The sequence below is a fragment of the Streptomyces sp. NPDC048275 genome (assembly GCF_040652275.1).
Classification (GTDB): Bacteria; Actinomycetota; Actinomycetes; order Streptomycetales; family Streptomycetaceae; genus Streptomyces.
The window spans coordinates 93971-116800 of the sequence record NZ_JBEZLR010000007.1; the positions used below are offsets into that span (position 1 = coordinate 93971).

The following is a 22830-nucleotide window of genomic DNA, read 5'->3' on the forward strand; positions in this document are numbered from 1 at the left end:
GTGCGGCTGCTTCCGCGACGGCCTCGGCTTCGGGCTCGGCCTCAGCTGCGACCTCGGCTCCAGCCTCGGGCTCGTCCGTAACTTCGGGCTTCGGTTCGGGTGCGGGTGCCTCCGCGACAGCCTCGACTTCGGGCTCAGCCTCAGCCGCGATCTCAACCTCAACCTCGGGCTCGGGCTCGGGGACAATCTCCGGCTCGGCTGCAAGCTCCGGCTTCGGTTCGGGTGCGGGCGTCTCTGCGACGGCCTCGGCTTCGGGCTCGGTCGTAACCTCGGTCTCCGCCTCAGCCTCAGCCTTTACCTCGGTCTTGATATCCGGGGCCGCGGTCGGCTCTGGCTGGGTGGGCTTGGGGACCGTCACGTTGTCGAAGGCTGCTGACACCAGATCGTCCACTACGGACGGCTTGGGCGCGGCACTGGATGCCGTCGGCGTCGGCTCGGACGAAGGTGCGGGAATCTTCGGCTCGGGCTCCGCAGGAACCCGCTCGGCCTCAGGCTCCGCAGGAACCCGTGCAGGAGCCGGGTGGGTCTCCTGGGCCGGAATCGTCGTGGTCGAGGTCTCCGCGTCGGCGTCGCGCTCCTCGCGTGAGCGGCCGAACACGTTCCGCAGGAGAGTGAGAATGCCCATGTGCGCAACCCTTCGCATGAGTTGTAGCCCGTCAATCCCTGGCCAGGACGGACACGTAAGGTTAGCCGCCGCCGGTGGTGATCTTGGGCAGGGTCGAGTATCGACGGATCGTGGTGTCAAGGGCCCCACGGATTCGGCAGGTTCACCCCTCGTTCACCCGGCCGCCGCGTTCCTGCACACCGTCCCCCCTAGCGTCACGCTGACACCAAGGGCTTTTATGGGGAGAGTAAAGTGCGCAGACTCCTGCCGTTGATAGGAACGCCCAGTTCACACCCCGGTGGGCGGTCCGCCCTGACCTGCCGGTTCCGTTGTGGTAACGCCTGCTTCCACGAGGTGCCCAACACCAGCGACAACGAGTACGTCGGTGACGTCATCGCCGGCGCGCTGAGCCGCCGTTCGATGATGCGGGCCGCGGCCGTCGTGACCGTCGCCACCGCCGCGGGCACCGCCGTCGTCGGCACCGGCGCCCCGCAGGCCCAGGCGGCCACGGCGAGCGGCAGCGACACCGGGTACAAGACCCAGAAGGGTGCACGCGGGCTGCGCTTCACCCCCGTCGCCCCCAACACCACCGACGCCGTGGTGATACCCGACGGCTACCGCCAGAACGTCGTCATCCGCTGGGGCGAGCCCATCCTCCGCGGCGCCCCCGCCTTCGACCCGGAGAACCAGACGGCGAAGGCGCAGGCGGCGCAGTTCGGCTACAACAACGACTTCATCGCGCTGCTGCCGCTGCCCGGCGAGCGCGGCCGGCAGATCCTCGTCGCCAACCACGAGTACACCGACGAGGTCCTGATGTTCCGCGGGTACGACGCCGCGAACCCGACCCGTGAGCAGGTCGAGATCGCCTGGGCGGCGCACGGCCTGTCCGCCGTGGTCGTCGAGGAGGACCGGAAGACCGGCAAGCTCACCGCCGTCCCGCGCCACCAGCTCAACCGGCGCGTCACCGCCACCACCGAGTTCCGGATCACCGGCCCGGCAGCGGGGTCGGACCTCCTCAAGACCTCCGCCGACCCCACCGGCACCAAGGCCCTCGGCACCCTCAACAACTGTGCCGGCGGCACGACTCCGTGGGGCACGACCCTGCACGGCGAGGAGAACTTCAACCAGTACTTCGCCAACAGCAGCCGGGCGACGGACACGCGCTACGGAATCGGCACCGGCGCCAGCGAGCGCAAGTGGGAGCGTTTCGACAAGCGATTCGATGTCGCCCAGGAGCCGAACGAGGTCCACCGCTTCGGCTACGTCGTCGAGCTCGACCCGTACGACCCCAGCTCCGCGCCCCGCAAGCACACCGCGCTGGGCCGCTTCAAGCACGAGGGCGCGACCGTGCGGCTGACGCACGACGGCCGGCCGGTCATCTACACCGGCGACGACGAGCGCTTCGACTACTTCTACAAGTTCGTCGGCAGCAAGAAGATGAAGCGCGGGAGCGGGCGGGCCGTCCGCGAGCACAATCTCTCGCTGCTCGACGAAGGGACGCTGTACGTCGCGAAGCTGACCGGCGACTCCCCGGTGATCGAGATCGACGGCACCGGAAAGCTCCCGAACGACGGTGAGTTCGACGGCAGCGGTGAGTGGATCCCGCTGGCCACCGCGACCGCGAAGGGCGCCGTCTCGCACGTCGAGGGCATGACCGCCGACGAGGTGTTCGTCTTCACCCGGCTGGCCGGTGACAAGGTGGGCGCCACGAAGATGGACCGGCCCGAGGACATCGAGCCCTCCCCGGTGACCGGCAAGGTCTACGTCGCGCTGACCAACAACACCAACCGCGGTGTCGGCAGCAACGCCAAGGCGGACGAGGCCAACCCGCGCAACGCCAACAAGCACGGCCACATCCTGGAGCTCACCGAGCGCTGGAACCGGCCGGAGAGCACCAGGTTCGCCTGGTCGCTGTTCCTCGTCGCGGGCGACCCGACCGACCCGGCCACGTACTTCGCGGGTTTCCCGAAGGAAAAGGTCAGCCCCATCTCCTGCCCGGACAACGTGGCCTTCGACGACCACGGCAACCTGTGGATCTCCACCGACGGCAACCAGCTCGGCTCGCACGACGGACTGTTCGGCGTCGCGACCAAGGGCGACCGGCGCGGTGAGCTCAAACAGTTCCTGACCGTGCCGAACGGTGCCGAGACCTGCGGCCCGCTTGTCCAGGACCGGCGCGTACTCGTCTCTGTCCAGCACCCGGGCGAGATCTCCGGCGCGACGGTCGAGAAGCCGGCGAGCATCTGGCCCGACGGGGCCGGGAAGATCGTCCGCCCGGCGGTCGTCGCGGTGTGGCGCGCGGACGGCTGCGACATCGGCGTCTAGGGCCTGTCCGGCGGATCATGCCGCAGACGCGGGGTCTGGCACGCCCATCTGCGGCGTTGTCGTCGGTTGCCGACTCCCCCACTCTCGGCTTCGCTCGAGCGGGGGGACCCCCATCGCGTCGACGCCCTCCTCCGCCTTGCAGTTGGACGCACCAGACGCCGCTCATCAGCGCTTATAGGGCGCCGCCGATTTCCCGCGACTTGATCCGCCGGACAGGCCCTAGTCAGCTGGCTGGCACTGTGCGGGCTGTCCCTTCGTTCAGGGGGGCGGCCCGCACGTCGTTGTGCCGAGAACCTCAGTGCGGTGAGGTGATCGACCGGGCCGCCGCGACCTCCTGTCGGAGCGGCTCCAGCACGCTGCCCGCGGGCCCCGTGAGATCCGTACGGACCGCGAAGAGTACGTCCGTCTCGCGCAGCCCCTGCGACAACTCCCGTAGCTGAAACACGATGTGGGACACCTCGAGCGCCGACGGGGGCTGGGCTCCGTGCCGGACGCGCACCCCGGCCGCGGTCGTCGCGTCCACGATCCGCTCGACGGCGACGACGAGCGGCATCCAGGCGGCGGCGCGGCGTCCATTGGGCGGGGGTTCGCTGAGGGCGCGCTGGAACTCCGTACGGATGGCGGACAGGTCGCGGTAGAGGTGCCGCCGCTTCCGGGCGCGGGCGACGGGGTCGACGTCGTCGCCGAACGCGTACTCCACATAGCGGGCGGTGTCGGCGACCGCGTTCGCGAGCCGGTCGCCGACCCGGGTGTGCCAGCTCTCCGGCCACAGCAGATAACCGGCGACGATCGCGATCGCGCATCCCATGAGGGAGTCGACGAGCCGGGGCACCAGCAGGGCGGTGCCCTGGCGGTTGAGGACGTCGGAGAGGAGGAGGATCACGGGGGTGACGGCGGCGGTCTGGTGGCCGTATCCCCGTGGGGTGAGGACCGGGATGAGCGGGGCGAGGACGAACAGCACCGGCACGTCCCACCAGCCGAGCGGCACCAAGGCCAGGACCCCGGCCGCGACGACCAGCCCGGCGACCGTGCCCACCGCGCGCAACAGCGCCCGGGAGAAGACCGACCCGAAGTCGGGCTTCATGACGAAGGTGATGGTCAGGGCGACCCAGTACGAGCGCGGCACCGGCACGAGCGAGACCAGGGCCTGCGCGAGGCCGATGCACAGGGCGAGGCGCAGGCCGTAGCGCCAGGAGGCGGCGGACATGACGACGTTGCGCGCGGCGCGCGCGCCGCGGATGCGCAGGGCGGCGGGCCGGCCGAGCCGGTCGTCGAGGTTGCGTGGGTCCCTGGTTCCGGCGGACTGGTCGGTGACGACATCGGCGGCGTGCCGCAGGGCGTGATTGACGGCGCGCGAGGTCTCGTTGGTCGCGACCGGGAGCCGGAGCCCTATCGGCCCGGTGTAGCCGGTCTCGACGGCGTCGGCGAGATGGCGTACGGCGTCGGGGACCTCGGGGGGCATTGGTTCGCCGAACTGGTGGGCGGCCGGAGCGGCTTCGACGACGGGCGAGATGGCGTTCAGCTGGGCCAGCAGCCGTACGAGGTCGTGGCTGCGGCCGTGGTGGAAGGCGCGCCGGGCGAGGGCGAGGTCGTACGACTTGTTGAGGGACCGGGTGACGGCGATGCGCAGGTCGTCGTAGGCGTCGGTGCCGCTCGCGGCGAGCAGGTCCGCCACCGTCCGGTACGTCTGTGCGACGGCCGCCCGCTCCGGTACGCCCGAGCGCAGCGGCCACGCGAGCAGCGCCAGCGCGAGGACGAGGAGGCCGCCGCCGGACATCAGCAGGGGCGCCAGCCACCACGCGCCCGGCAGCGGCAGCCCGGCGCCGATGACGCAGTTGAGGAGCAGCAACAGCCCGGACACGGAGGCCACGGAGCCGATCGTCGAGATCATCCCGGAGATGAGCGCGACGCCGGTGAGCGCGCCGACGGCGACCCAGCCGTGGCCGTGGACGAGCGCGCCGATGGTGACGCCGATCGCGCCGAAGAGCTGGGGCACGGCGATGTTGAGGATGCGCATGCGATAGGCGTCCGCGGTGTCGCCGATGACGCCCGACAGGGCGCCCATGGAGGCGAGGGCGCCGTAGGCGGGGTTGCCCACCGCGAGGCCGATGGCGAGCGGCAGCGCCATCGCGATCGCGGCGCGGGCGGCGGCGGCCCAGGGGACGGGGGCCGGCTCCGGCCGGAGGTTCCTGGCCAGCCAGTCGGGAGGGCTGAGGCCGATGGGCAACTGGCGGGACATGGCCCCATTATGGTCGCACCGCGCGACCGCTACCGGGTTCATTTTCGCTGGTGGAGGACGACATCGACGACGAGCGCGCGATGGTCGCTGCCGGTGATGCCGAAGAAGGTGGCCTTGTCCGCGGAGAAGTCCTCGGAGACGAGGACGTGGTCGATCTGGGCGCCGAGGGTGGGAGTGGTCGGGGCGGGCCAGCTCGGGGTGCGCGGGGAGCCCGCCAGCCGGGAGGCGTCGCGCAGGCCGGTGTCGAGGATGCGGCGGAACGCGGCGTGGTCCTGGGAGGCGTTGAAGTCCCCGGCGAGGATGGTGGGGGTGTTCCTGTCCCCGGCGGCGTAGTCGCGCAGTTCGCCGAGTTCGTCGCGCCACACGTCGAGCTGTCCGGGCAGCGGGGGCATGGGATGCGCGAGCTGGAGCCGTACGGCATGCCCGTCGACGTCGGCCACGGCTCCCGGCATCCCCATCGTCCCGCGCACGCCGTCCGCTCTGGTGAGCGGGAACCGGCTGATGATCAAGGATCCGTCGGACCCGGCGCCCTCGACGGAGGCGCGGTAGGGATACGCGCCCCCTTGGAAGGTGTTCCGGAGTGCGGTGGAGCAGGTGGTCTCGCACTCCTGGACGAACACGATGTCGGGCCGCTGCCGTTCGACGGCGGCGATCAGTGACTCCGTTCCCGCCCCGAACTGCACGTTGGAGGTCATCACCCGCAGCTCGGCGAGGGAAGCCCCACTCGGCTGACCGGTCTTGCCGTACGGCTCGATGAACCAGGCGAGCGCCCCCAGCACCAGCACGCCCCACAGCATCCCGACCCGCCATCGCGCGAACAGCGCGAACACCAGGCCGAGTCCGGTCGGTGCGAGGAGCCAGGGCAGGAAGGCGAGCAGTTGCGGCACGGGGGTGATCCCGTCGGTGTCGGCGGCCCGGCATCCGACCACGACACTCACCCCGGCCAGCAGCAGTCCGGCCGCCCAGGCCCCGGCCGTCCGTCCGCGCGACCGCCGCCGCTCCCGCTCGTCCGGGCCCGCCCAGTCGGCTGCCGCAGTGTCCAAGTCCCGGCCTTCCGCTGGCTCGAGTGGGGTGGGGAATCCTTCCTCAAAGACGGGAGGGGCGGGGGGATGGTTGACGCGGACCGGGTTACGGCGTGATGGAGGTGCGGTCCGCCGTGGCCAGAGACCACATGACGAAGACCGCGAGGGCGATGGCGATGACGGACCAGACGGGGGCGTAGGGGAGGAACAAGAAGTACTCGATCATGAAGAGGGCGGTGAGGCCGATGCCCACGCCGCGTGCCCAGGCCGCGCCCTTCAGGATGCCCCAGCCGGTGACGGCCACCAGGACGCCGATGACGAGGTGGATCCAGCCCCAGGTGGTGAGGTTGAACTCGTAGATGTAGGTGCCGATGCGCTGGTAGACGTCGTTCGACGCGATCCCCGCGATGCCGTTGAGCACGCCCACCACGCCGATGACCATCATCAGGACGCCGGCGAAGACCGTGCCGCCCAGGGCCCAGGACGAGCCGCCGGGGGGCTGGGGGGTGGGGGTCACGGTGTGCTGAGCAGTCATGGGGGCCTCCTCGGGGCCGGGAGCTCACCCGCAGGTTCGCCCGGGGGAGGCGGGGCCGCACTCGGGGTGGGCCGAATGGGTCACCCGGTCGGCCGGGGGCTGTTCTCCACCCGGGTCAGGAACTCCGCCAGCGCCCCGTTGAACTCCTCCGCCCGCTCCAGGTTCGGCATGTGGGCCGCCGACTCGACCACGCGGAGCGTCGAGTCGGGCAGCGCCGCGTGCATCGCCTCCGCGTCGGAGACCGGGGTGTACTCGTCGTCGGCGCCCACGACGACGAGGGCCGGGACGGTGACCCGGGTCAGCAGGTCGCGGTAGTCGGGGCGTTCCGCCCGCCCCCGCAGGGCCGCCACCGCGCCTTCGGCCGGTGTGGCGGTCATCATGCGGTGCACGTGCGCCGCGACCTCCGCGTCCGCGTACGGCGCGACCATCTTGTGCAGCACCTCGTCGGCGTAGCCCCGCATCCCCTCGCGCAGCAGCCGGTCCGCCATGTCGGCGCGGGCCTTCCTGCCCTCCGGTGTCTCGGCCGCCGGGAACGTGTCGGCCAGCACCAGCCCCCGGATCCGCTGCGGGAACTGCCGGTGGCACTCCATCGCGATCTGCCCGCCCATGGAGAGCCCGGCCAGCACGAACTCGGTCACGCCCAGGTCGTCCAGGAGCGCCGCGATGTCCTCGGCGAAGGTGGCGAGCGGGGTGATGCCGGGGACCACCGGGGACGCGCCGTAGCCGCGCAGGTCCGGGGCGATGACGCGGCGGGTGGGGGAGAACGCGGTGATCTGCGGGGCCCACATGGTGTGGTCGAAGGGGTGGCCGTGGATCAGGACGAGAGGGAGCGCCGACGAGCCGACGCCCCCTTTGTCCTCGTACGCGAGGAAGGGTGCCATGGTCACGACCCTAGGTCCGGCCAACTCCTCGGTGCAATAAGATCTTTGCCCTCGGTGCAATGCGGGTGGGTTGAGGGGGCTGTCGCGTGGGTGATCAACGTGGAATGGGCGATCAGCGTCGCGTGGACGATCACCGCCGCGTGGACGACTACCGGCGCATCGCCGATCGGCTCGCCGACGACATCGCCGCAGGGCGGCTCAAGCCCGGCGAACGGCTGCCCCCGCAGCGGGCGTTCGCCCGGCGGCGCGGGATCGCCGGGTCGACGGCGGGGCGGGTGTACGGGGAACTGGTGCGGCGCGGGCTGGTGGTCGGCGAGGTCGGGCGCGGCACGTTCGTCCGCGCCGCCCCGGTGCCCTCGGGTCGTGCGCTCACCGAGCCGACGGCCGCCACCGCGATGGTCGACATGCAGCTCAACTACCCGTCCGTGACCGGCCAGTCGGAGCTGCTGGCCCCCGCCCTCGCCCCGCTGCTGCGCCCCGACGTCCTCGCGGAGTCCCTGCGCACGGCGCCCGCCACCGGTACGGCCCCCGCCCGCGAGGCCGCCGCCGCCCTCCTCGCCACCCCGGGCTGGCGCCCCGCCCCGTCCCGGCTGGCCTTCGCCGGCAACACCCGCCAGGCCATCGCGGCCGCGCTCGCCGCCCTTGTCCGTCCGGGAGGCCGCGTCGGTGTCGAGTCCTTGACGTATCCCCTGGTCAAGGAGATCGCGACGCGCCTGGGTCACACCCTGGTCCCGCTCGCCATGGACGAACAGGGCCTGTGCCCGGACGCCGTCGCCGCGGCCCATCGCTCGGCGCCGCTGTCCGCCGTGTACGTCCAGCCGACGCTGCACAATCCGACGTCGGTGACGATGGGGGACGCGCGCCGCCGCCAACTGGCGGCAGTGGCACGGGCCGTGGACCTTCCCCTCGTCGAGGACCGCGTCTGGTCCTTCCTTCATGGCGAACATGACGGACGTGACGGACGTGACGCACGTGAGGGCGGCCTCGACCCGCTCGCCGCGTACGCCCCCGAGCGCACCTACGTCGTCGACGGCCTCTCCAAGCGTGTCGCGCCCGGACTCACGCTCGGCTTCCTCGTCGCCCCGGAGGGCCGGGTCGACGGCGTGGCGGCGGCCCTGCGCTCCGGGGCGTGGACCGCGGGACGCTTCGCCCTGGAGGCCGCGGTCCGCTGGATCGCCGACGGCACGGTCGACCGCCTGGTCCGGGCCAAGCGCGCCGACGCGGCGCGGCGTCAGCGGCTCGTCGCCGAGCACCTCGCCGGGTTCCGCGTACGGGCCGATCCACGGGCGTACTGCGCCTGGTGGGAGCTGCCCGCACCCTGGCGGGCGGACATGTTCACGGCGGCAGCGGCGGTGCGGGGGATCGCGGTGACCCCGGGCTCGGCCTTCTCCGCCCAGGCGGCTCCGGACGCGGTCAGGCTCGGACTCGCGTCGGCTACTCCCCCGGAGCTTGTGCGGGCGCTGCGGACGCTCGCCGATGTCGCGCGTACGCGGCCGTGAGCAGGGCGGTCAGCGTCACCGCGACGCCGAGGGCGGCCAGGGCCCAGGAGACGAGGCGGAGGGTGTCCGTGAGGGCGTCGTAGACCGCGCCCACCGCCGCGGGGGACACGCCGGGCGGCAGTTCGGCGATCGTGAGCCGGCGGCCGACGGCGACCGCGACGCCGAGCAGCGCGGCGCCCAGCGCCGTGCCGAGCCCCGTCGCGAGGAGCGCCCGCCTGCGGCACACCGCGACGAGGACGCCGGTCACGGCGAGGGCGGCCGCCGCGGCCGGGAGCCAGAAACCGGCGACTTCGAACATGTGGAACCCCTTCCGGAGCTCGGCCAGATCATCGGCCCGCAACACCGTGATCTCGGTGTGCTCGACGGGGATACGGTTCGCCAACGGCACGTTCTCGGCGGTGAGGTGACTCTTCAGCAGCTCGGTGACGGGCGCGAGATCGATCGTCACGGCCCCCTCGCGGTCACTGCGCAGCGCCCGCATCACGGCGTCGTGCGCGGCCCGGTTCGCCGCCTCCCACGCCGTGCGGAACGCCGGTGTCCGGGTGAACGAGCGCACGGCGTCCCGCAGGAAGTGGTGCACCGGATCCTGGAGCGCCGGCCCCACGTGGACTTCGCGCAGGATCCCGTCGGTGACGGCGTCGGCGATCGCCTCCCGCACGTCCGCGTCGGCGGCGAGCGGCGCCATCGCGGCCTCGTACCGGCCGCTGTTCCCGATGTCGTACGTCGCCCAGGTCGAGAGCGCGCCGAGCGGCGCGAGCAGGCAGGCGAGGACGATGAGGGCGGCCGACAGGGTGCTCCGGACACGTGGGGACACCCCATCAGGCAAGGCCGCATGGACGGTGAGTGCGAGCGGTGTGCCTGCATATGGGCGCATATGACAAGCCGTACGAACAGGCCCGGCCGATCCGTACGAAGCCCGCGCGTCGATCCGCCCGGAGCCCAGTAACCGCACGGCCGACACCCTCTCCGGTGGAGGGCTCACCCGAACGGGTGTTACCTGGTCTGGGGAGAAGGAGGCCTACATGCGGACCAATCCGACCCTGCGGACCCTTGCCGCGGCCCTGCTCACCGGCGCGGTGGTGACCGCCGTGACGGCGGGCACCTCGACGGCGGCGGCCCCGCCCGCACACATCAGCGGCAACCCTGCGCACATCAGCGCCAACGGCGGCTCCAACAACCCCGTATGGGGCATCATCCGCTCCGGCGGAGTCCTGAACGTACGACAGCTGCCCACCGCGAACTCATCCGTGGTCTACCGGCTTTCGCCGGGCAGCCTGGACCTTGTCGAGTGCGCGGTACGCGGGGACAGCGTCTTCGGCATCTCGACCTGGTACTGGCTCGTCGGGGCGCGGGGCTGGGTCAGCGCCGCGTTCGTGGACACGTACGGGCGGGGCGTGCACGGTTGCTCGAATCTGGGCTTCGGCTTCTTCTAGGGCTCCTGGGAGTTGCTCCCAGGGGGTAGGTGAGTGAGGGATGGCACGGGGCCCCGGCAGCCTGCCGGGGCCCCGTGCGCCATGTGCCGCACATCTGCGTGACCGCACCCGCGTCACGGTTCTACCGCGTGTCCGGGTGTCCCTCCGCGTCCTCGTGCGTGTAGTAGCGGTAGAAGCTCACCGCGAACACGCCCGCCGCGACCGCCAGCGACATGAGCGTGGACCGCAGCACGGTCTCACCGGTCTGGTTGTAGAGGAAGCCGAAGGCGATGCCCGCGAAGGCGGCCCACAGCACCGCGTGCAGTTCGCGCTTCAGCAGCGTCGCCACCTTGCGGACGCCGATGTAGGCGGCGGCGGCCACGATCGCGACCACGAACCCGAACAGGATGTTCCAGCCCGTGATCGGTCCGGCGTCGCGGTTGATGGCCGCCGCCCAGTACCCGTAGATGAGCCCGCCGACGACGGGCACCGCCCACTTCGCGATGGCGTGGGTGCGCGCGTCGAAGATGTCGGGCGTTCCAGATGTGCCTGACGTGCCGGACATGCCTGATGTACCTACTGCGCCTGATGTGCCTCGTGCCCCTGACGCCGATGAGGCAGATGCCGCGTGAGCCATGGGAGCACTCCTCTCTCCTCGCCCCTGCCTTCCAGGGCACACCCCGCCCGAGCGGGTGGCAAGTCGGGATGCGGGGGCCCTGGCCACGTGTTTCGCTGAGTTTCATGAAGCTCGTACTCTTCGGCGCCACCGGCATGGTCGGCAGCCGTATCGCCACGGAGGCGTCGTCGCGCGGGCACCAGATCGTGGCCGTGAGCCGGTCCGGGCAGTCCCCGATCCCCGGGGTCACCGCGACCGCCGCGGACGCCTCCGACGCGGTGAAGGTGGCGGAGCTGTCGGCGGGCGCGGACGCGATGGCCTCGGCGTGTGTGCCACCCAGGGACGGTACGGACCCCACGGCGCCCTTCCTCGCGATCAACGAGGCATTGGTGGCGGGCGCCAGGGCGGCCGGAGTGGGCCGGCTCGTGGTCGTCGGCGGCGCGGGCAGCCTGGAGATCGCGCCCGGACAGGCGTTGCTCGACCAGCCCGGCTTCCCCGAGGCCTACCTTGCCGAGGCGCTCGCCCACCGCGAAGCCCTCTCCTTCTACCGCACCGTCCACGACGTCGACTGGACCTACGTCTCGCCCGCCGCGGAGATCGGCCCCGGCACCCGTACCGGCCGGTTCCGGCTGGGAGGTGACCAGCTGCTCACCGATGAGCACGGCAACAGCCGGATCACCGCCGAGGACTACGCGATCGCCTTCGTCGACGAGCTGGAGCAGGACGCGTACCCGCGCACCCGGATGTCGGTCGCGTACTGACGGCGCACACGGACAAGAGGACACATACGAGGAACGAGGCGGTGCGGCGAGGTGGACGGCCCGAGATCCACGCTCGAACCACCTCCCGCCGGGCGGGCGGACTTCGTCCAGCGGCAGACGCTGCTGCGCGTGCGTGGCCGCAGTGTCGCCTGGGTGCCGCCGCTGCTGCTGCTCGTCGCCATCGGGGTGCTCGACTGGAACACCTCCGACGACTTCCGGTTCATCTCCTGGATCGTGCTCGTGCCCGGTATCGCGGCGGCGATCTGCGGGGTGTGGGGCACGGTGGTGTTCGTGGTGCTCTCGGTGGCCACCTACATCATGGTGGACGCGTCCTGGGAGGAGCAGTCCCAGACGGGCGTGCCCGACTTCATCCTCGTCACCGTCGGCGGCATCCTCGCCGTGCTGGCCTGCGTGGTCCGCGTCCGCGGCGAGCGGCGCATGTTGCACATGCAGGACGTCGTCGATACCACCCGGCGCGTCGTCCTGCGCCCGCTGGCGCCGGGCTGGGGCGACCTCGACCACGCGGCCGTGTACCTCGCCGCGGACAGCGAGGCCCGCGTCGGCGGCGACTTCTACGACATCCAGCCCGGCCGGTACGGCACCCGCGTCCTGCTCGGTGACGTACAGGGCAAGGGGCTCGGCGCGGTGGAGGCGGCGGCCGCGCTGCTGGGCACGTTCCGCGAGGCGGCGTACCACGAGCCGCTGCTCAGCACAGTCGCCGACCGCCTGGAGGTACGGATGCTCCGGCAGGTCCGCTACCACGTCGCGCTCGGCGACGACGACGGCGACCGCTTCGCCACCGGGATCCTCGTCGGCTTTCCGGAAGCCGACGAGAACACCATCGAGATCGTCAACTTCGGCCATGAACCGCCGCTCGTGATCGCCCCCGACGGCGTGCGCTCGCTGCCGCCCGGGGACGGTCTCCCGCTCGGTCTGAGCGAGTTGGCGTACGGCCCGCCGCCCGTGCTCAGCGTCCGGCTGGCTCCCGGCGAGACCCTGCTCCTGGTCACCGACGGTGTCACCGAGGCCCGCGACGCCGGTGGTGAGTTCTTCCCCCTCCGCGACCGCGTCGCCCGCGCCCTGGCCGAGGACGCGCGCGCCGCGGAGCCCCAGTACCTCGTCCAGTTCGTCCGCGACGGCACACTGCGGCACTGCGGCGGCCGACTGGCCGACGACACCACGATCTTCGCCGTACGACGCCCCCGACAGCCGAAGAAGTGGGGGCAAGCCCAGCCATAGGCGGGCGTTTGCACTCCGCCGTCCCCCCTTTGCACGCGCAGCGGCTACGGTGCTGACGTAAGTGATCGATGGGGGAGGAAACGATGCCCGGAACCGTGCTGCTCCTCGCGGCCTCGCCGGTGGGCAAGGGGCGTCTGGTGGACGCGGCGTCCGTGCTCCCCGTGCTCGCGGCCGTGTCCCCCGCGGTGCTGTCCGGCACGGACACGGCGAACGTGGTGGAACTGGCCGACCCGCTGGAGCCGCAGGCGGTCCTGACCCGGCTGCGCGCGGCGGCGACGGCCCCCGGCCCGCTGACGATGTTCGTGACGGGCCAGCTCCAACTGGACCGCCGCCAGCGCCTGCCCCACCTCGCGCTGGCCCGCACCACCCCGGCGACCGTCCGCTACACGGGCTTCCCCTGGCACTGGATCACCGAGGAACTGCGGCTGCGCCCGCCGGGCAGCACCACGCTCATGGTCGACCTGCACGCCGACGCGGAGACCTGGGAGTACCTGGCGACGAGCACGACGAGCACGACGAGCGCCGGCAGCCTCACGGTGGGGACGGGCGTCAGCCTGTACGGCCGCGTCGCCCCGCCGCCGCGCCGGCGCACGGTGGCGTCACCGGCGTACATGAAGGCCGTCGCCACCATCCTGCGCAGCGGCCACCGGCCCGAACTGCCGTTGCTGCACCATCAGTCGGTGGTCCGTGCCGCCGCCGACGCCGAGGGCGGGCAGCCGGGGATCGTCCTTGCGAGCCAGGCGTGGGTGCCCGTGGTCCCGGACCCGCATGCCGCGATCACCGCCGCCGCGCAGGCGGGCCGCCACCACGAGGCCGCGACGCTGGCCGCGCGCTGGGAACAGGATGCGAGACGCACCTCGGGCGCCGCGTCCGAACAGGCCCTGCACTGGGCGGAGGTCCGGGCGGACCTGGCGATGCTCGCGGGGGACGCGGCGGGCAGCTGCCGGATCTGGCTGGTGGTGGCGACCACGCGCCTCGACGCGGGGCAGTCCCCCGACGACCCGGCCGTGGAGTCGGCCGTGGACCGGGCCCACCACCAGTGGGGCCGGATCGGCGACCCTGCGGGGGCCCGTGAACTCGGGCCCGCGCTGGCCGACTTGCGCCTGCGCGTTCCGGGACGCCGGCGAGGCGCGCTGGACCACGTCCAGCGGCACCTCAGCCGGCTTCAGGCGCAGGTGTGACACCCGTTCAACTGCGGTGTCAGCTGGTGAAGATGAAGTACTTCCAGGCGCCGTGCGTCGTCGAGTTCACGCTGTCGCCCGACGTGTTGTTGTAGTACGAGGAGCGCACCCGCATGCGGTAGCCCGTCTCGTGGGTGCCGTCGAGCCGCACCTTGGAGACGCCCGCGGAGTCCAGCTTGAAGTATTGGCTGCCGGCGTCGTACCAGGTGCCCTGGTAGTAGAGCTCCATCTGCAGTTGCTGCTGACGGTTCGGGTACGCCGTCATCGTCGTGGTGAACAGCGGGTCCTTGGACTTGTGGAAGTAGTGGTACGTCTGGCCGTACACCGACTTCTTCTTGTACTGGCCGCTGATCGCCGTGGACACCTTCACCCGGGCGCCGACGGTGACGCTCACGGTCTTCGGCTTGTAGCGGGAGTCGCCCGTGAACTTCGCCGTGATCTTGGCGTCGCGCTTGAGGTCGAGCCACACCGAGAGGTTCCCGGACGAGTTCACCTTGCCGGTCTTCACCAGCTTGTTGGGCTTGTCGCCGCCGTAGGGGTCGGCGTAGATCTGGACCGAGCGGTTCTTGTAGGTCGAGCCGAGGTGCGCCGTGAACTTCACGTCGGCGCCGTACGCGTACACCTTGCGGTTGTTGTTCAGCGTCAGGGAGGTCGAGGCGCGCGAGACGTCCACCGTCCAGGCGCCGGACGCGGAGGTGTGCGTGGCGTCGCCCGCGTACGAGACCTTGTACTTCACCTTGCCGCCCGCGGGCGGGGTGTCCTTGAAGGAGAACTTGCCGCCGGAGCCGAGGGGCTTGGTGCCGAGCGACTTGCCGTTCGGCGACTCCAGGTCGGTGCGGGTGACGGTGAGCGGGGTCCCGGCGGGCAGCGGCAGGGTCCCGGTGAGCGTGCCGCTGACGGTGAGGGACTTGGCGCGGGTCGCGCTCGCGGGCGCGGTGACCGTCAGCGTCGGCTTCGACTTGGTGGGGGCGTCCAGGACCCGCAGCGAGTACACGCCCTCGCTGTTGGACGACACCGCGAACAGACGGCCGGTGCCGCCCGGCTGCCAGGCCAGCGCGCCGGCGGCCAGCACGTCCGAACCGCTGTGCTCACCGGTGTTCGGGAAGTCGTACTGCCGGACCGGGGTGGTGGAGCCCGGCGTGAAGACGTGCACATCCGGGTCGTACCAGGAGTCGGAGCCCGCGGCGACGGTGCCGTCGGGCGCGACGGCGGCGGCGTTGGCGTAGTGCTCGGTGGGCAGGGAGCCGGCCGCCGAGAGGTCCGAGGTCTGCCAGACCCAGTCGCGGTCGTCCCCGTTGGCCGTGATGACCTTGCTGCCGTCCGGAGTGAACGCGAGGTCGTTGGTGTGACCGTGGTTGTGGTCGATGAACGCGGTCCGGGCCGCGGTGCCGGCGGCGACGTCGTACACCGCGAGCAGCGAGGAGGAGGACGGGTCTCCCGCGGCCAGCGCGTTCGGCGCGCCCGGCGTGGCGGCCAGGCGCGGGGCGTCCCGCCAGTCGGAGGCGGCGTCCTGGTCCAGGGTGATGACGGGCTCGGCGCCGGTCAGATCGAGGGAGCCGATGTTCCCGTTGTCCGTGGTGCCGTACCCGAACCAGATCTTGCCGCCCGCGGTGGCGAGGTACTCCGGCTCGGTGTCGGTGCCCGTCGGGTAGCGCGCGGACTCCGTCAGCGTCGCCGTGTCGATGGCGACGATCGAGTCGTCGTCGCGCGCGGCGGCGTAGAGGGTGCCCGAGTCGGCCGAGAGCGCCAGGCCGGTGACGCCCGGCAGGGACGTCACCTGCTTGACGACCGTCCCGCTGTAGTTGGTGACCACGATCTTGCCGTTGCGCGGGTCGCTGACGAAGACGTGCTGGTGGATGCCGTCCACCACGAGGTCGCCGGTCGCCATGACCGGCAGGATCTTGGTGGAGTCGGCGGCCGCGGTGGTGACCGTGCCGATGGCCAGGGCGGCGGAACTGAAGACGACCGCGAACGCCGTGGCGATGGGAAGAGTGCGCATACGCACGCTGATTCGAACCCCCCGGTACGAATGAAAATGTGGGCGCCACCGATGCGGGCCGTGTTCCGGTCGTGCGTGACCTGTGAGCCGCTTGTGGCGAATGAGCGAAGACTAAGTCATGCCACTGACAACAGGGGGCACAGGGGTCCCGGGAGCGCCGGGGGAGTGCTCCCCTCACCTCTGTCGAGAGCCTCCCCCGGGGGCGCCCGCGCTGCCATGATGGTGTGTCATGACTGCTGAGGGGGAGGGTGCGGCGCCCCGGGCCATCCGCGTGCGGCTGGACGGGACGGCGAGCGACAGTGACGTCGGCGCCCTGAAGAAGTGGCTGGAGCGGGAGAAACCGCTGGAGGAGCTGATCGCCGGCGGGGACCTCAGAATCGAGGAGCGCGCCGGGACCGATGAGCGCGGCACGCCCATGGGCGTCGGCATGGACATCGTGCTGGTGCTGGTCGGGGCGGCCGCGGAGGCGGTCTTCAAGGATCTGCTGGCGCGGGTGACGAGCGCCGTGGGGGCCTGGCGCGACAACCGCGGCTCCGTGGAGAGCGGCGATCCGCCCACCGCCCACGTCGATCCCGTGGACCCCGACGAGAGGTAGTCGGGTGGACCGCTTCGACCCGCGGGGGAAACCGAACCGGGCGTTGCTGGTCGGCGTGTCCGAGTACGAGTTCACGCGGCCGAAGCACCGCCATGGCGTCCCGGGCCCGCTGCCCGCCGTCACACACAACCTCTCCGTGCTGTTGCGCGCACTGGAACGGGGCGGAGTCGTCAGACCGAGCGAGATCACCGTCGCGCGGTCGCCGCGGCTCGGCGAGTTCCGCCAGTCGCTGCGGACGGCCGTCGACACCGCGGAGGGGTTGCTCCTGCTCTACTTCGCCGGACACGGCGCCGTGCCCAGCGCGGGCGACGAGCTGTGGCTCCAGATGCGCGACGCGGAGATCGTCCGGGGCGAGACAGCGGGGTTCGAGGGCGCCGCTCCGTTCACCAACGTGCTGAGGTTCCTCGCCAACAGCCGCGCGCAGCGGATCGTGGTCGTCCTCGACTGCTGCAACGCGGGCAACGCCGCCCGGGTGTGGGAGGCCGTGGAGCGGCCCGATGTCCGACGGCGCGTCTCCGTGCTGATGAGCGTGCAGGCCAACCACCGGATCGACGCGGGGCACGGCGACACGGCCACGCCGTTCACCGCGCGGCTCGCGGAACTGCTGACGGAGGGCATCGAGGGGCAGGACGACGAGATCCACTTCCTGGCCGTCTCGGAGGCGCTCAGGACGTACCTGTCCACCCACCACAGGACCGAACGCGGGGAGCCCTGGGAGCCGCAGAGCCGGACGGAGAATCCGGCGGTGGACGTGCTGTTGGGGGTACGGGAACGGGGGTCGGCCTCAAAGGAACCCGAGCCCGAGCCCGAACCTGAGTCCGGACGCGAACTCGGACTCGAACCCGGGTCCGGGTCCGGGTCTTCGACGGTGGTGGAGCCCGGGCTCCCGCCTTGGTGGAGGCGGCGCGTGCTCGCCCGCCTGGGGCCCAGCCGTCCCCGTACGACGCTGTCGGCGAATCCGCTGCCGGGGGGACCCTCCTCGGAAACCGTGAACACTTCGGCCCGAAGTGTTCACGGTTTCCGACACCCCTGGCGTGGGGGAGCCACCGCCGACCGGATCCGCCGCCGTACGGCGGGGCCCGCGGCCAGGGTCCCCCGGGCACTGTCCCGTATCCGGGCCGGCATCCGGTCCCGGACCTCGAACCCGACCGTCACCGTGGTCGTCGTCCTCAGCCTCCTCGCCGGCGTCGGCCTCGCCGGCTACTTCGTCCTCAGTGGCGCGCCGTCCGACCAGTCCTCCTGCGGCCCGCCCCTGGAACTGCGGCTGCTCACCGACCCGGACCTCGAGTCCACCGTTCGCAAGGCGGCCGACACCTATCTCACCTCGGCGGCGAACACCACCGGCGACGGCTGCCGACGCAGCGGGATCACGGTGTACAGCGCGGGTTCGGCGGCCGTGGTCGCGGGCCTGCGCGACCACTCCGACCCCTGGCAGCGGCCGGTCGGCGGCGACTCCGACCCGCAGCGCGACATCGGGCCCCAGCCCGACATCTGGATCCCGGCCACGTCCGCGACCGCGGAGCGGGCGCGCCCCTCCGGGGTCGCGCGGAGCTACGTGACGCTGGAGCCGGACGCGGAGCCGTTCGCGTACTCCCCGATGGTGCTCTCCGTGCCGCAGGACATCGCCGAGGCCGAGTCGGGGGACCGGACCGGCGACTCGCTCGTGGGCCTGCGGCAGAAGCTGACGGCGCGGGAGAAGACCGCCGACGTACGGCGCCCGGACCCGGCGAACACCGACTCCGCGCTGTTGGCCACGATCGGCCTGTACGGCACCGGCGAGGCCGACGTGGGCCGGGCCGAGGGGAGCGTGGCCCAGACCGGACCGCCCTCGCCGACGGCCGGGGACCTGCTCTGCACCCTGTCCGACAAGAGGGACGTGGACGCGCGTACGGCGGCCCTCGTACCGGAGTTCCTGATGGTGAGCGGTGTCGGCTGCGACGGTACGACGCGCGAGCCGCGGACGGCCGAGTACCCCGACGACGTGCCGGGCCTCACCCCCACCTTCGTCCGCGTCCGCTGGACCGACGGCGACCGCGACCAGGCGGCGCGCGACGACGCGGTGCGCAGGTTCCACGACTGGCTCACGGACGCGGAGAACCAGGGCGACGACAGTGGCGGTGGTGGCGGCAACGGCGGCAAGCCGCGCGGTGGTCTCGCCGTCTTCGGCGCGGACGGCTTCCGCGCCCCCTCCGGCTCCCGCGCCTTCCTCGCCGGCCGCGACGCGACCGGCGCGACCGGCGCCAACGGCGCGAACAACGTGAACGTCGCCGGGCTGATCGCCAACCCCGGCGCGCGCGCGAACCCCGCAACCGCAGGCGTGATGGACACGGCCCTGAACCAGTACCGGAACGCGAAGGGCCCCGGCCGGGTGCTCTTCCTGCTCGACAGCTCCGGCTCGATGGGCGACCTGTGGGAGGGGCCCGGCGGCGCCCCCGGCATCCTGAAACAGTCCCTCGACGGGCTCAGCGACCAGGACGAGTACGGCGTCTGGGCCGTCGCCTCCCCCGGCCGGAGCCCCTACGGCGAACTGCTGCCCTTCGGCCCCCACAAACGCCAGGACGCCGAGCGTGTCATCGACCGCAAGGCCGTGGTCCGGGACGCGGAAGCCGATCCGTACGGCGCGCTGAGGGCGGCACTGGACACCATGGACCGCAAGGGCAAGGACGACGACCGCCCCGAACTGATCGTCTTCCTGACGGATGACGAGGACAACAACCACCTGACCACGGACGGCAGGCTGGACGACCTGCTCGAGTCGGCCGGCGGCAAGGGCGTTCCGGTCGTCATGGCGGCTCTGGACAGCGGCGGCTGCGCCAAGGGCAGGCCGGACCGGCGGATCTCCGACGCGAGCGGCGGGCGCTGCCTGGACACCAAGGGCGACCTCGTGGCGGGTCTGCGGGACGAGGTCGCGCGCACGGGAACGGGGGACGAGTGAGGCGTAGCGGCAAGTTCCGCAGGTACGGGGGCCCGTTGGCGCTGGCTCTGCTGCTGACCGCCGGCGTCGGCTGCACCGGCGGCGGCCCGGAGCGGTCCGGCGCCGAGGCCACCCCCGGGACCTCCGGGGACATCGTCGTGGCCAGCGGGCGGGACGTGACCGGCAAGGGCGGCATCCGTCAGCAACTCATCGACGCGTGGAACGACCGGCAGAAGAAGGAGCACACCGGCTTCGAGGCCCGTCTGGTCGAACTCCCGGGCTCCGCCGACGCACAGCGCAGCCAGCTCCTCGGCGCACTCCAGTCCGGCAGCGCGGAGTACGACGTCGTCAACCTCGACGTGACATGGGTGCCGGAGTTCGCCGCCGCGGACCTGATCCGCGCGCTGCCGGACGGCCTGGTCGACGACGACGTCATCAAGTCGGTGGCAAGCACGGCCCGTTGGGACGACTCCGTGTACGCCGTGCCGTTCAACAGCGACGTCGGACTGCTCTACTACCGCCGGGACCACCTCGAGCAGGCGGACGTCCAGGACACCGACCTGAGCAAGGAGGGCGTCGGCTGGCAGCGGCTGCGGAACCTGACCGACACGATCGAGGAGCCGGGCAAGGAGCGGCCGACGGGGTACGAGAAGGGCTGGACCACGCAGCTCGGTCCGTACGAGGGCCGTACGGTCAACGGCATCGAGGCGTTCGCGGCCACCGCCGGGTACGGCGTCGGCCTCACCGACGCCGACGGCCACTACACCGCCACCGTGCAGCAGTTGACGGACGGCTTGGCGGAGCTGCGCGCCCGTACACAGGGCGCGTACACACTCGGGGACGCGATCCGCTCCAACGAGGCCGAGTCGCTCACCGACTTCGCGGACGGACGTACGGCGTTCCTGCGCCACTGGCCTTACGCGTACCGCACGCTGCACCAGTCCCTGACCGACAAGCAACTCGGCGTGGCTCCGCTGCCCGGCGGGGCGGTGCTCGGCGGGCAGAACCTGGCGGTGACCCAGTCGTCCCAGCACGCCGACAAGGCACAGGAGCTGATCCGGTTCCTCACCGGGAAGGAGAGCGAACGCTGTCTGCTCGACGCCGGGTTCGCGGCCACCCGGGTCTCCGCGTACACGGCCGACGACGTGACGTGCGGCTCGGCACGGACCCCGGACGCGGCCTCGTCCGCGTCCTCGCCCGCCCTGTCCCCTTCGGCCTCGCCGACCGGGGAGCGGGCCGACCCGATGCCGCGCGACGACCACGGCCGTCCCGCGTACGCCCGCACCATCCTGCTTCCCGCGCTGCAACGCGCCGTCCAGCGGCCCCGCACCCCGCTCTACGGCGCCTTCACCCAGACCTTCGCCACGGAACTGGGCAAGCTGTTCGGCGACGAAGGGTCGGGCGATACCGCCGCCCTGGCCAAGGACTTGGACAAGGCGCTCAGGAGAGTCCTGCCGGACTGACGAGGTACGCGAGCGCCCCCGACACCAGCGTCCGTACGCCCGGAGCGATCGTGGACGGATCGGGCGCGAAGTGCGGGCTGTGGTTGCTGGGCACGGCCGCGAACTTCTCCATGAGGTCGCTCCCCGGGGCCGCGTCCCACACGTCGGGCGGGGTACTGGTCACGAACCAGTAGGAGTACGGGGTGTCGTCCTCCGCGAGCAGCGGGAAGTCCTCGCTGCCCATCGCCGGGCCGGGGTCGAGGATCGTCCCGGCGCCGAAGACATCGCCGTGCACGGCGGCGACCCGGCGGTCGGTGTCCGGGTCGTTGACCGTCGCCGGGAAGCTGTTGCCGACGGTGACCTCGGGCTCGCGCGGGCAGCCCGCGGCCAGGCACTCGCCCGCCGCGATCCGCCGGATCGCCGCGATCATCCGCTCCCGCACCTCTTCCGACTGGGTACGGAGGTTGAGGGAGATCCGGGCCTCGGCCGGAATGATGTTGTGGCGGGTACCCGCCTCGATCCGCCCCACCGTCAGGACGGCGGAGTCCCGCGGCGCGATCTCCCGGCTGACGACGGTCTGCAGCCGGGTCACGAGGTAGGCGGCCGTCACCACGGGGTCGACGGTCGACTCCGGACGCGAACCGTGCCCGCCCCGCCCGTGCACGACGATGTCGATGTCGGTGGAGGCGGACATGATCAGACCCGGCCGATGGGCGTAGAACCCGACCGGACCGGGCGCGGCGTGCTGCGCGAGCAGCACATCCGGCGGAGGAAACCGCTGGTACAGATGGTCCTCGATCATCGCCGCCGCGCCCTCGCCGGTCTCCTCGGCGGGCTGTCCGACGACGATCAAGGTGCCGGACCAGGCGTCCCGGCCCGCCGCGAGCGCCGCGGCCGCGCCCGCCAGCCAGGTGACGTGCAGATCGTGCCCACAGGCATGCATCACGCCGGGCTTCTCGGAGGCGTACGCCAGTCCGGTCGCCTCGGTGACGGGGAGGGCGTCCATGTCGGCACGCAGCAGGACGACGGGCCCGTCCCCGTTGCGCAGGATTCCGACGACACCGGTGCCGCCGATGCCGGTGACCGTGTCGAGCCCCGCCGTCCGGAACCGGTCCGCGAGCGCGGCGGCCGTCCGGTGCTCGTGCAGCGACAGCTCGGGATGCCGGTGCAGGTCCCGGTAGAAGTCCTCCAGTGCCGGAACCGGCAGGTCGGCGGTGAGGTCCAGCGCGGTACGTGCGGCGGCAGAGGTCACGGGCTCAGGTTAAGACCGACCGGCATCCGAATGGAGCGGTCTACTCCGAGGTCGTCCCCGACGTGGAGGTGGCCTGCTGGACGTTCGGGACCGTGGGCTGTTCCGCCCGGGCCGGCACCGCGTTGGCTGCCAGGACCAGTGCGGCGACGGCGACGACGGCCGCACCGAACCCTCTGAAGTAGCGCGCGGAAATACGTCGGAGCATGGCGACCTCGCAACAACAGCGGCGTATTAAGCAGGCTTAATCCGTCGCTTAACGTAGAGGCTCCGGGTGTCAAAGGGCAAGTGGCGCAAGGGGAGTTGGATATTAGTCA

At 71.9% G+C, this 22830-nt stretch carries 18 protein-coding genes and 1 pseudogene; 9 read left to right on the forward strand and 10 right to left on the reverse strand.

The features are described 5' to 3' along the window. Positions 1-625: pseudogene (locus AB0D57_RS07010) on the reverse strand (Toxic cation resistance protein); the annotation flags it as partial. A 231-nt stretch (positions 626-856) separates the two neighbouring features. Between AB0D57_RS07010 and AB0D57_RS07015 the strand changes: the two are divergent. Continuing rightward, positions 857-2929, forward strand: coding sequence for a PhoX family protein (locus AB0D57_RS07015; protein ID WP_362067917.1), 2073 nt, complete (start codon positions 857-859; stop codon positions 2927-2929). Positions 2930-3224: 295 nt separating this feature from the next. Here the strand turns inward: AB0D57_RS07015 and AB0D57_RS07020 are convergent, their stop codons facing one another. The 4 genes from AB0D57_RS07020 to AB0D57_RS07035 all read right to left on the reverse strand — a co-directional run bounded on the left by AB0D57_RS07020 (position 3225) and on the right by AB0D57_RS07035 (position 7606). Further along, on the reverse strand, positions 3225-5168 hold the full coding sequence (locus AB0D57_RS07020; protein ID WP_362067920.1) for an FUSC family protein: 1944 nt from the start codon (positions 5166-5168) through the stop codon (positions 3225-3227). Positions 5169-5206: 38 nt separating this feature from the next. After that, positions 5207-6211, reverse strand: coding sequence for an endonuclease/exonuclease/phosphatase family protein (locus AB0D57_RS07025; protein ID WP_362067923.1), 1005 nt, complete (start codon positions 6209-6211; stop codon positions 5207-5209). Between the two features lie 85 nt (positions 6212-6296). Continuing rightward, complete coding sequence (locus AB0D57_RS07030; RefSeq protein WP_362067926.1) at positions 6297-6725, reverse strand: hypothetical protein; 429 nt, start codon at positions 6723-6725, stop codon at positions 6297-6299. Between the two features lie 80 nt (positions 6726-6805). After that, positions 6806-7606, reverse strand: coding sequence for an alpha/beta hydrolase (locus tag AB0D57_RS07035; protein ID WP_362067929.1), 801 nt, complete (start codon positions 7604-7606; stop codon positions 6806-6808). A gap of 140 nt (positions 7607-7746) precedes the next feature. On the opposite strand from AB0D57_RS07035, the gene AB0D57_RS07040 reads away from it, so the two are divergent. Continuing rightward, a complete protein-coding gene (locus AB0D57_RS07040) occupies positions 7747-9105 on the forward strand; it encodes a PLP-dependent aminotransferase family protein (RefSeq protein WP_362068131.1) in 1359 nt (452 codons plus the stop codon). Here AB0D57_RS07040 and AB0D57_RS07045 read toward each other — a convergent pair. After that, on the reverse strand, positions 9041-9919 hold the full coding sequence (locus AB0D57_RS07045; protein ID WP_362067932.1) for a hypothetical protein: 879 nt from the start codon (positions 9917-9919) through the stop codon (positions 9041-9043). The two genes, AB0D57_RS07040 and AB0D57_RS07045, sit on opposite strands and share 65 nt — an antisense overlap. Before the next feature lie 208 nt (positions 9920-10127). On the opposite strand from AB0D57_RS07045, the gene AB0D57_RS07050 reads away from it, so the two are divergent. Continuing rightward, positions 10128-10538: an SH3 domain-containing protein gene (locus AB0D57_RS07050; protein WP_362067935.1), complete on the forward strand. Its 411-nt coding sequence runs from the start codon at positions 10128-10130 to the stop codon at positions 10536-10538. 121 nt (positions 10539-10659) lie between these two features. Here AB0D57_RS07050 and AB0D57_RS07055 read toward each other — a convergent pair whose 3' ends face one another. Further along, positions 10660-11082, reverse strand: coding sequence for a hypothetical protein (locus tag AB0D57_RS07055; protein WP_362067938.1), 423 nt, complete (start codon positions 11080-11082; stop codon positions 10660-10662). A gap of 176 nt (positions 11083-11258) precedes the next feature. Here AB0D57_RS07055 and AB0D57_RS07060 point away from each other — a divergent pair, with 176 nt between their 5' ends. The 3 genes from AB0D57_RS07060 (at position 11259) to AB0D57_RS07070 (ending at position 14314) form a co-directional block, all read left to right on the forward strand. After that, entirely contained in the window at positions 11259-11894 is a 636-nt protein-coding gene (locus AB0D57_RS07060) for an NAD(P)H-binding protein (RefSeq protein ID WP_362067941.1), read from the forward strand. 51 nt (positions 11895-11945) lie between these two features. Continuing rightward, the gene (locus AB0D57_RS07065; RefSeq protein WP_362067944.1) at positions 11946-13133 is read left to right on the forward strand and encodes a PP2C family protein-serine/threonine phosphatase; all 1188 of its coding nucleotides are present in this window, start codon (positions 11946-11948) and stop codon (positions 13131-13133) included. An 83-nt stretch (positions 13134-13216) separates the two neighbouring features. Beyond that, positions 13217-14314 (forward strand): hypothetical protein, encoded by a 1098-nt coding sequence (locus AB0D57_RS07070; RefSeq protein ID WP_362067947.1) that lies wholly within the window; start codon positions 13217-13219, stop codon positions 14312-14314. Between the two features lie 19 nt (positions 14315-14333). On the opposite strand, the gene AB0D57_RS07075 is transcribed toward AB0D57_RS07070, so the two are convergent. Then, positions 14334-16319 carry an Ig-like domain repeat protein gene (locus tag AB0D57_RS07075; RefSeq protein ID WP_362067950.1) on the reverse strand — a complete coding sequence of 662 codons (1986 nt, stop codon included), beginning with the start codon at positions 16317-16319 and terminating at the stop codon, positions 14334-14336. 223 nt (positions 16320-16542) lie between these two features. Between AB0D57_RS07075 and AB0D57_RS07080 the strand changes: the two genes are divergently transcribed. The 3 genes from AB0D57_RS07080 to AB0D57_RS07090 are packed head-to-tail and all read left to right on the forward strand — an operon-like array spanning position 16543 to position 21285. Then, a complete protein-coding gene (locus AB0D57_RS07080; RefSeq protein ID WP_362067953.1) occupies positions 16543-16908 on the forward strand; it encodes a hypothetical protein in 366 nt (121 codons plus the stop codon). A gap of 4 nt (positions 16909-16912) precedes the next feature. Beyond that, a complete protein-coding gene (locus tag AB0D57_RS07085; protein ID WP_362067956.1) occupies positions 16913-19843 on the forward strand; it encodes a caspase family protein in 2931 nt (976 codons plus the stop codon). 35 nt (positions 19844-19878) lie between these two features. After that, positions 19879-21285, forward strand: coding sequence for an extracellular solute-binding protein (locus AB0D57_RS07090; protein ID WP_362067959.1), 1407 nt, complete (start codon positions 19879-19881; stop codon positions 21283-21285). Here AB0D57_RS07090 and AB0D57_RS07095 read toward each other — a convergent pair. Together AB0D57_RS07095 and AB0D57_RS07100 are read right to left on the reverse strand one after the other, a co-directional pair. Beyond that, positions 21263-22516: an amidohydrolase gene (locus AB0D57_RS07095; RefSeq protein ID WP_362067962.1), complete on the reverse strand. Its 1254-nt coding sequence runs from the start codon at positions 22514-22516 to the stop codon at positions 21263-21265. The genes AB0D57_RS07090 and AB0D57_RS07095 overlap by 23 nt on opposite strands. Positions 22517-22556: 40 nt before the next feature. Beyond that, positions 22557-22721 (reverse strand): hypothetical protein, encoded by a 165-nt coding sequence (locus AB0D57_RS07100; protein ID WP_362067965.1) that lies wholly within the window; start codon positions 22719-22721, stop codon positions 22557-22559. Positions 22722-22830 lie beyond the last annotated feature (109 nt).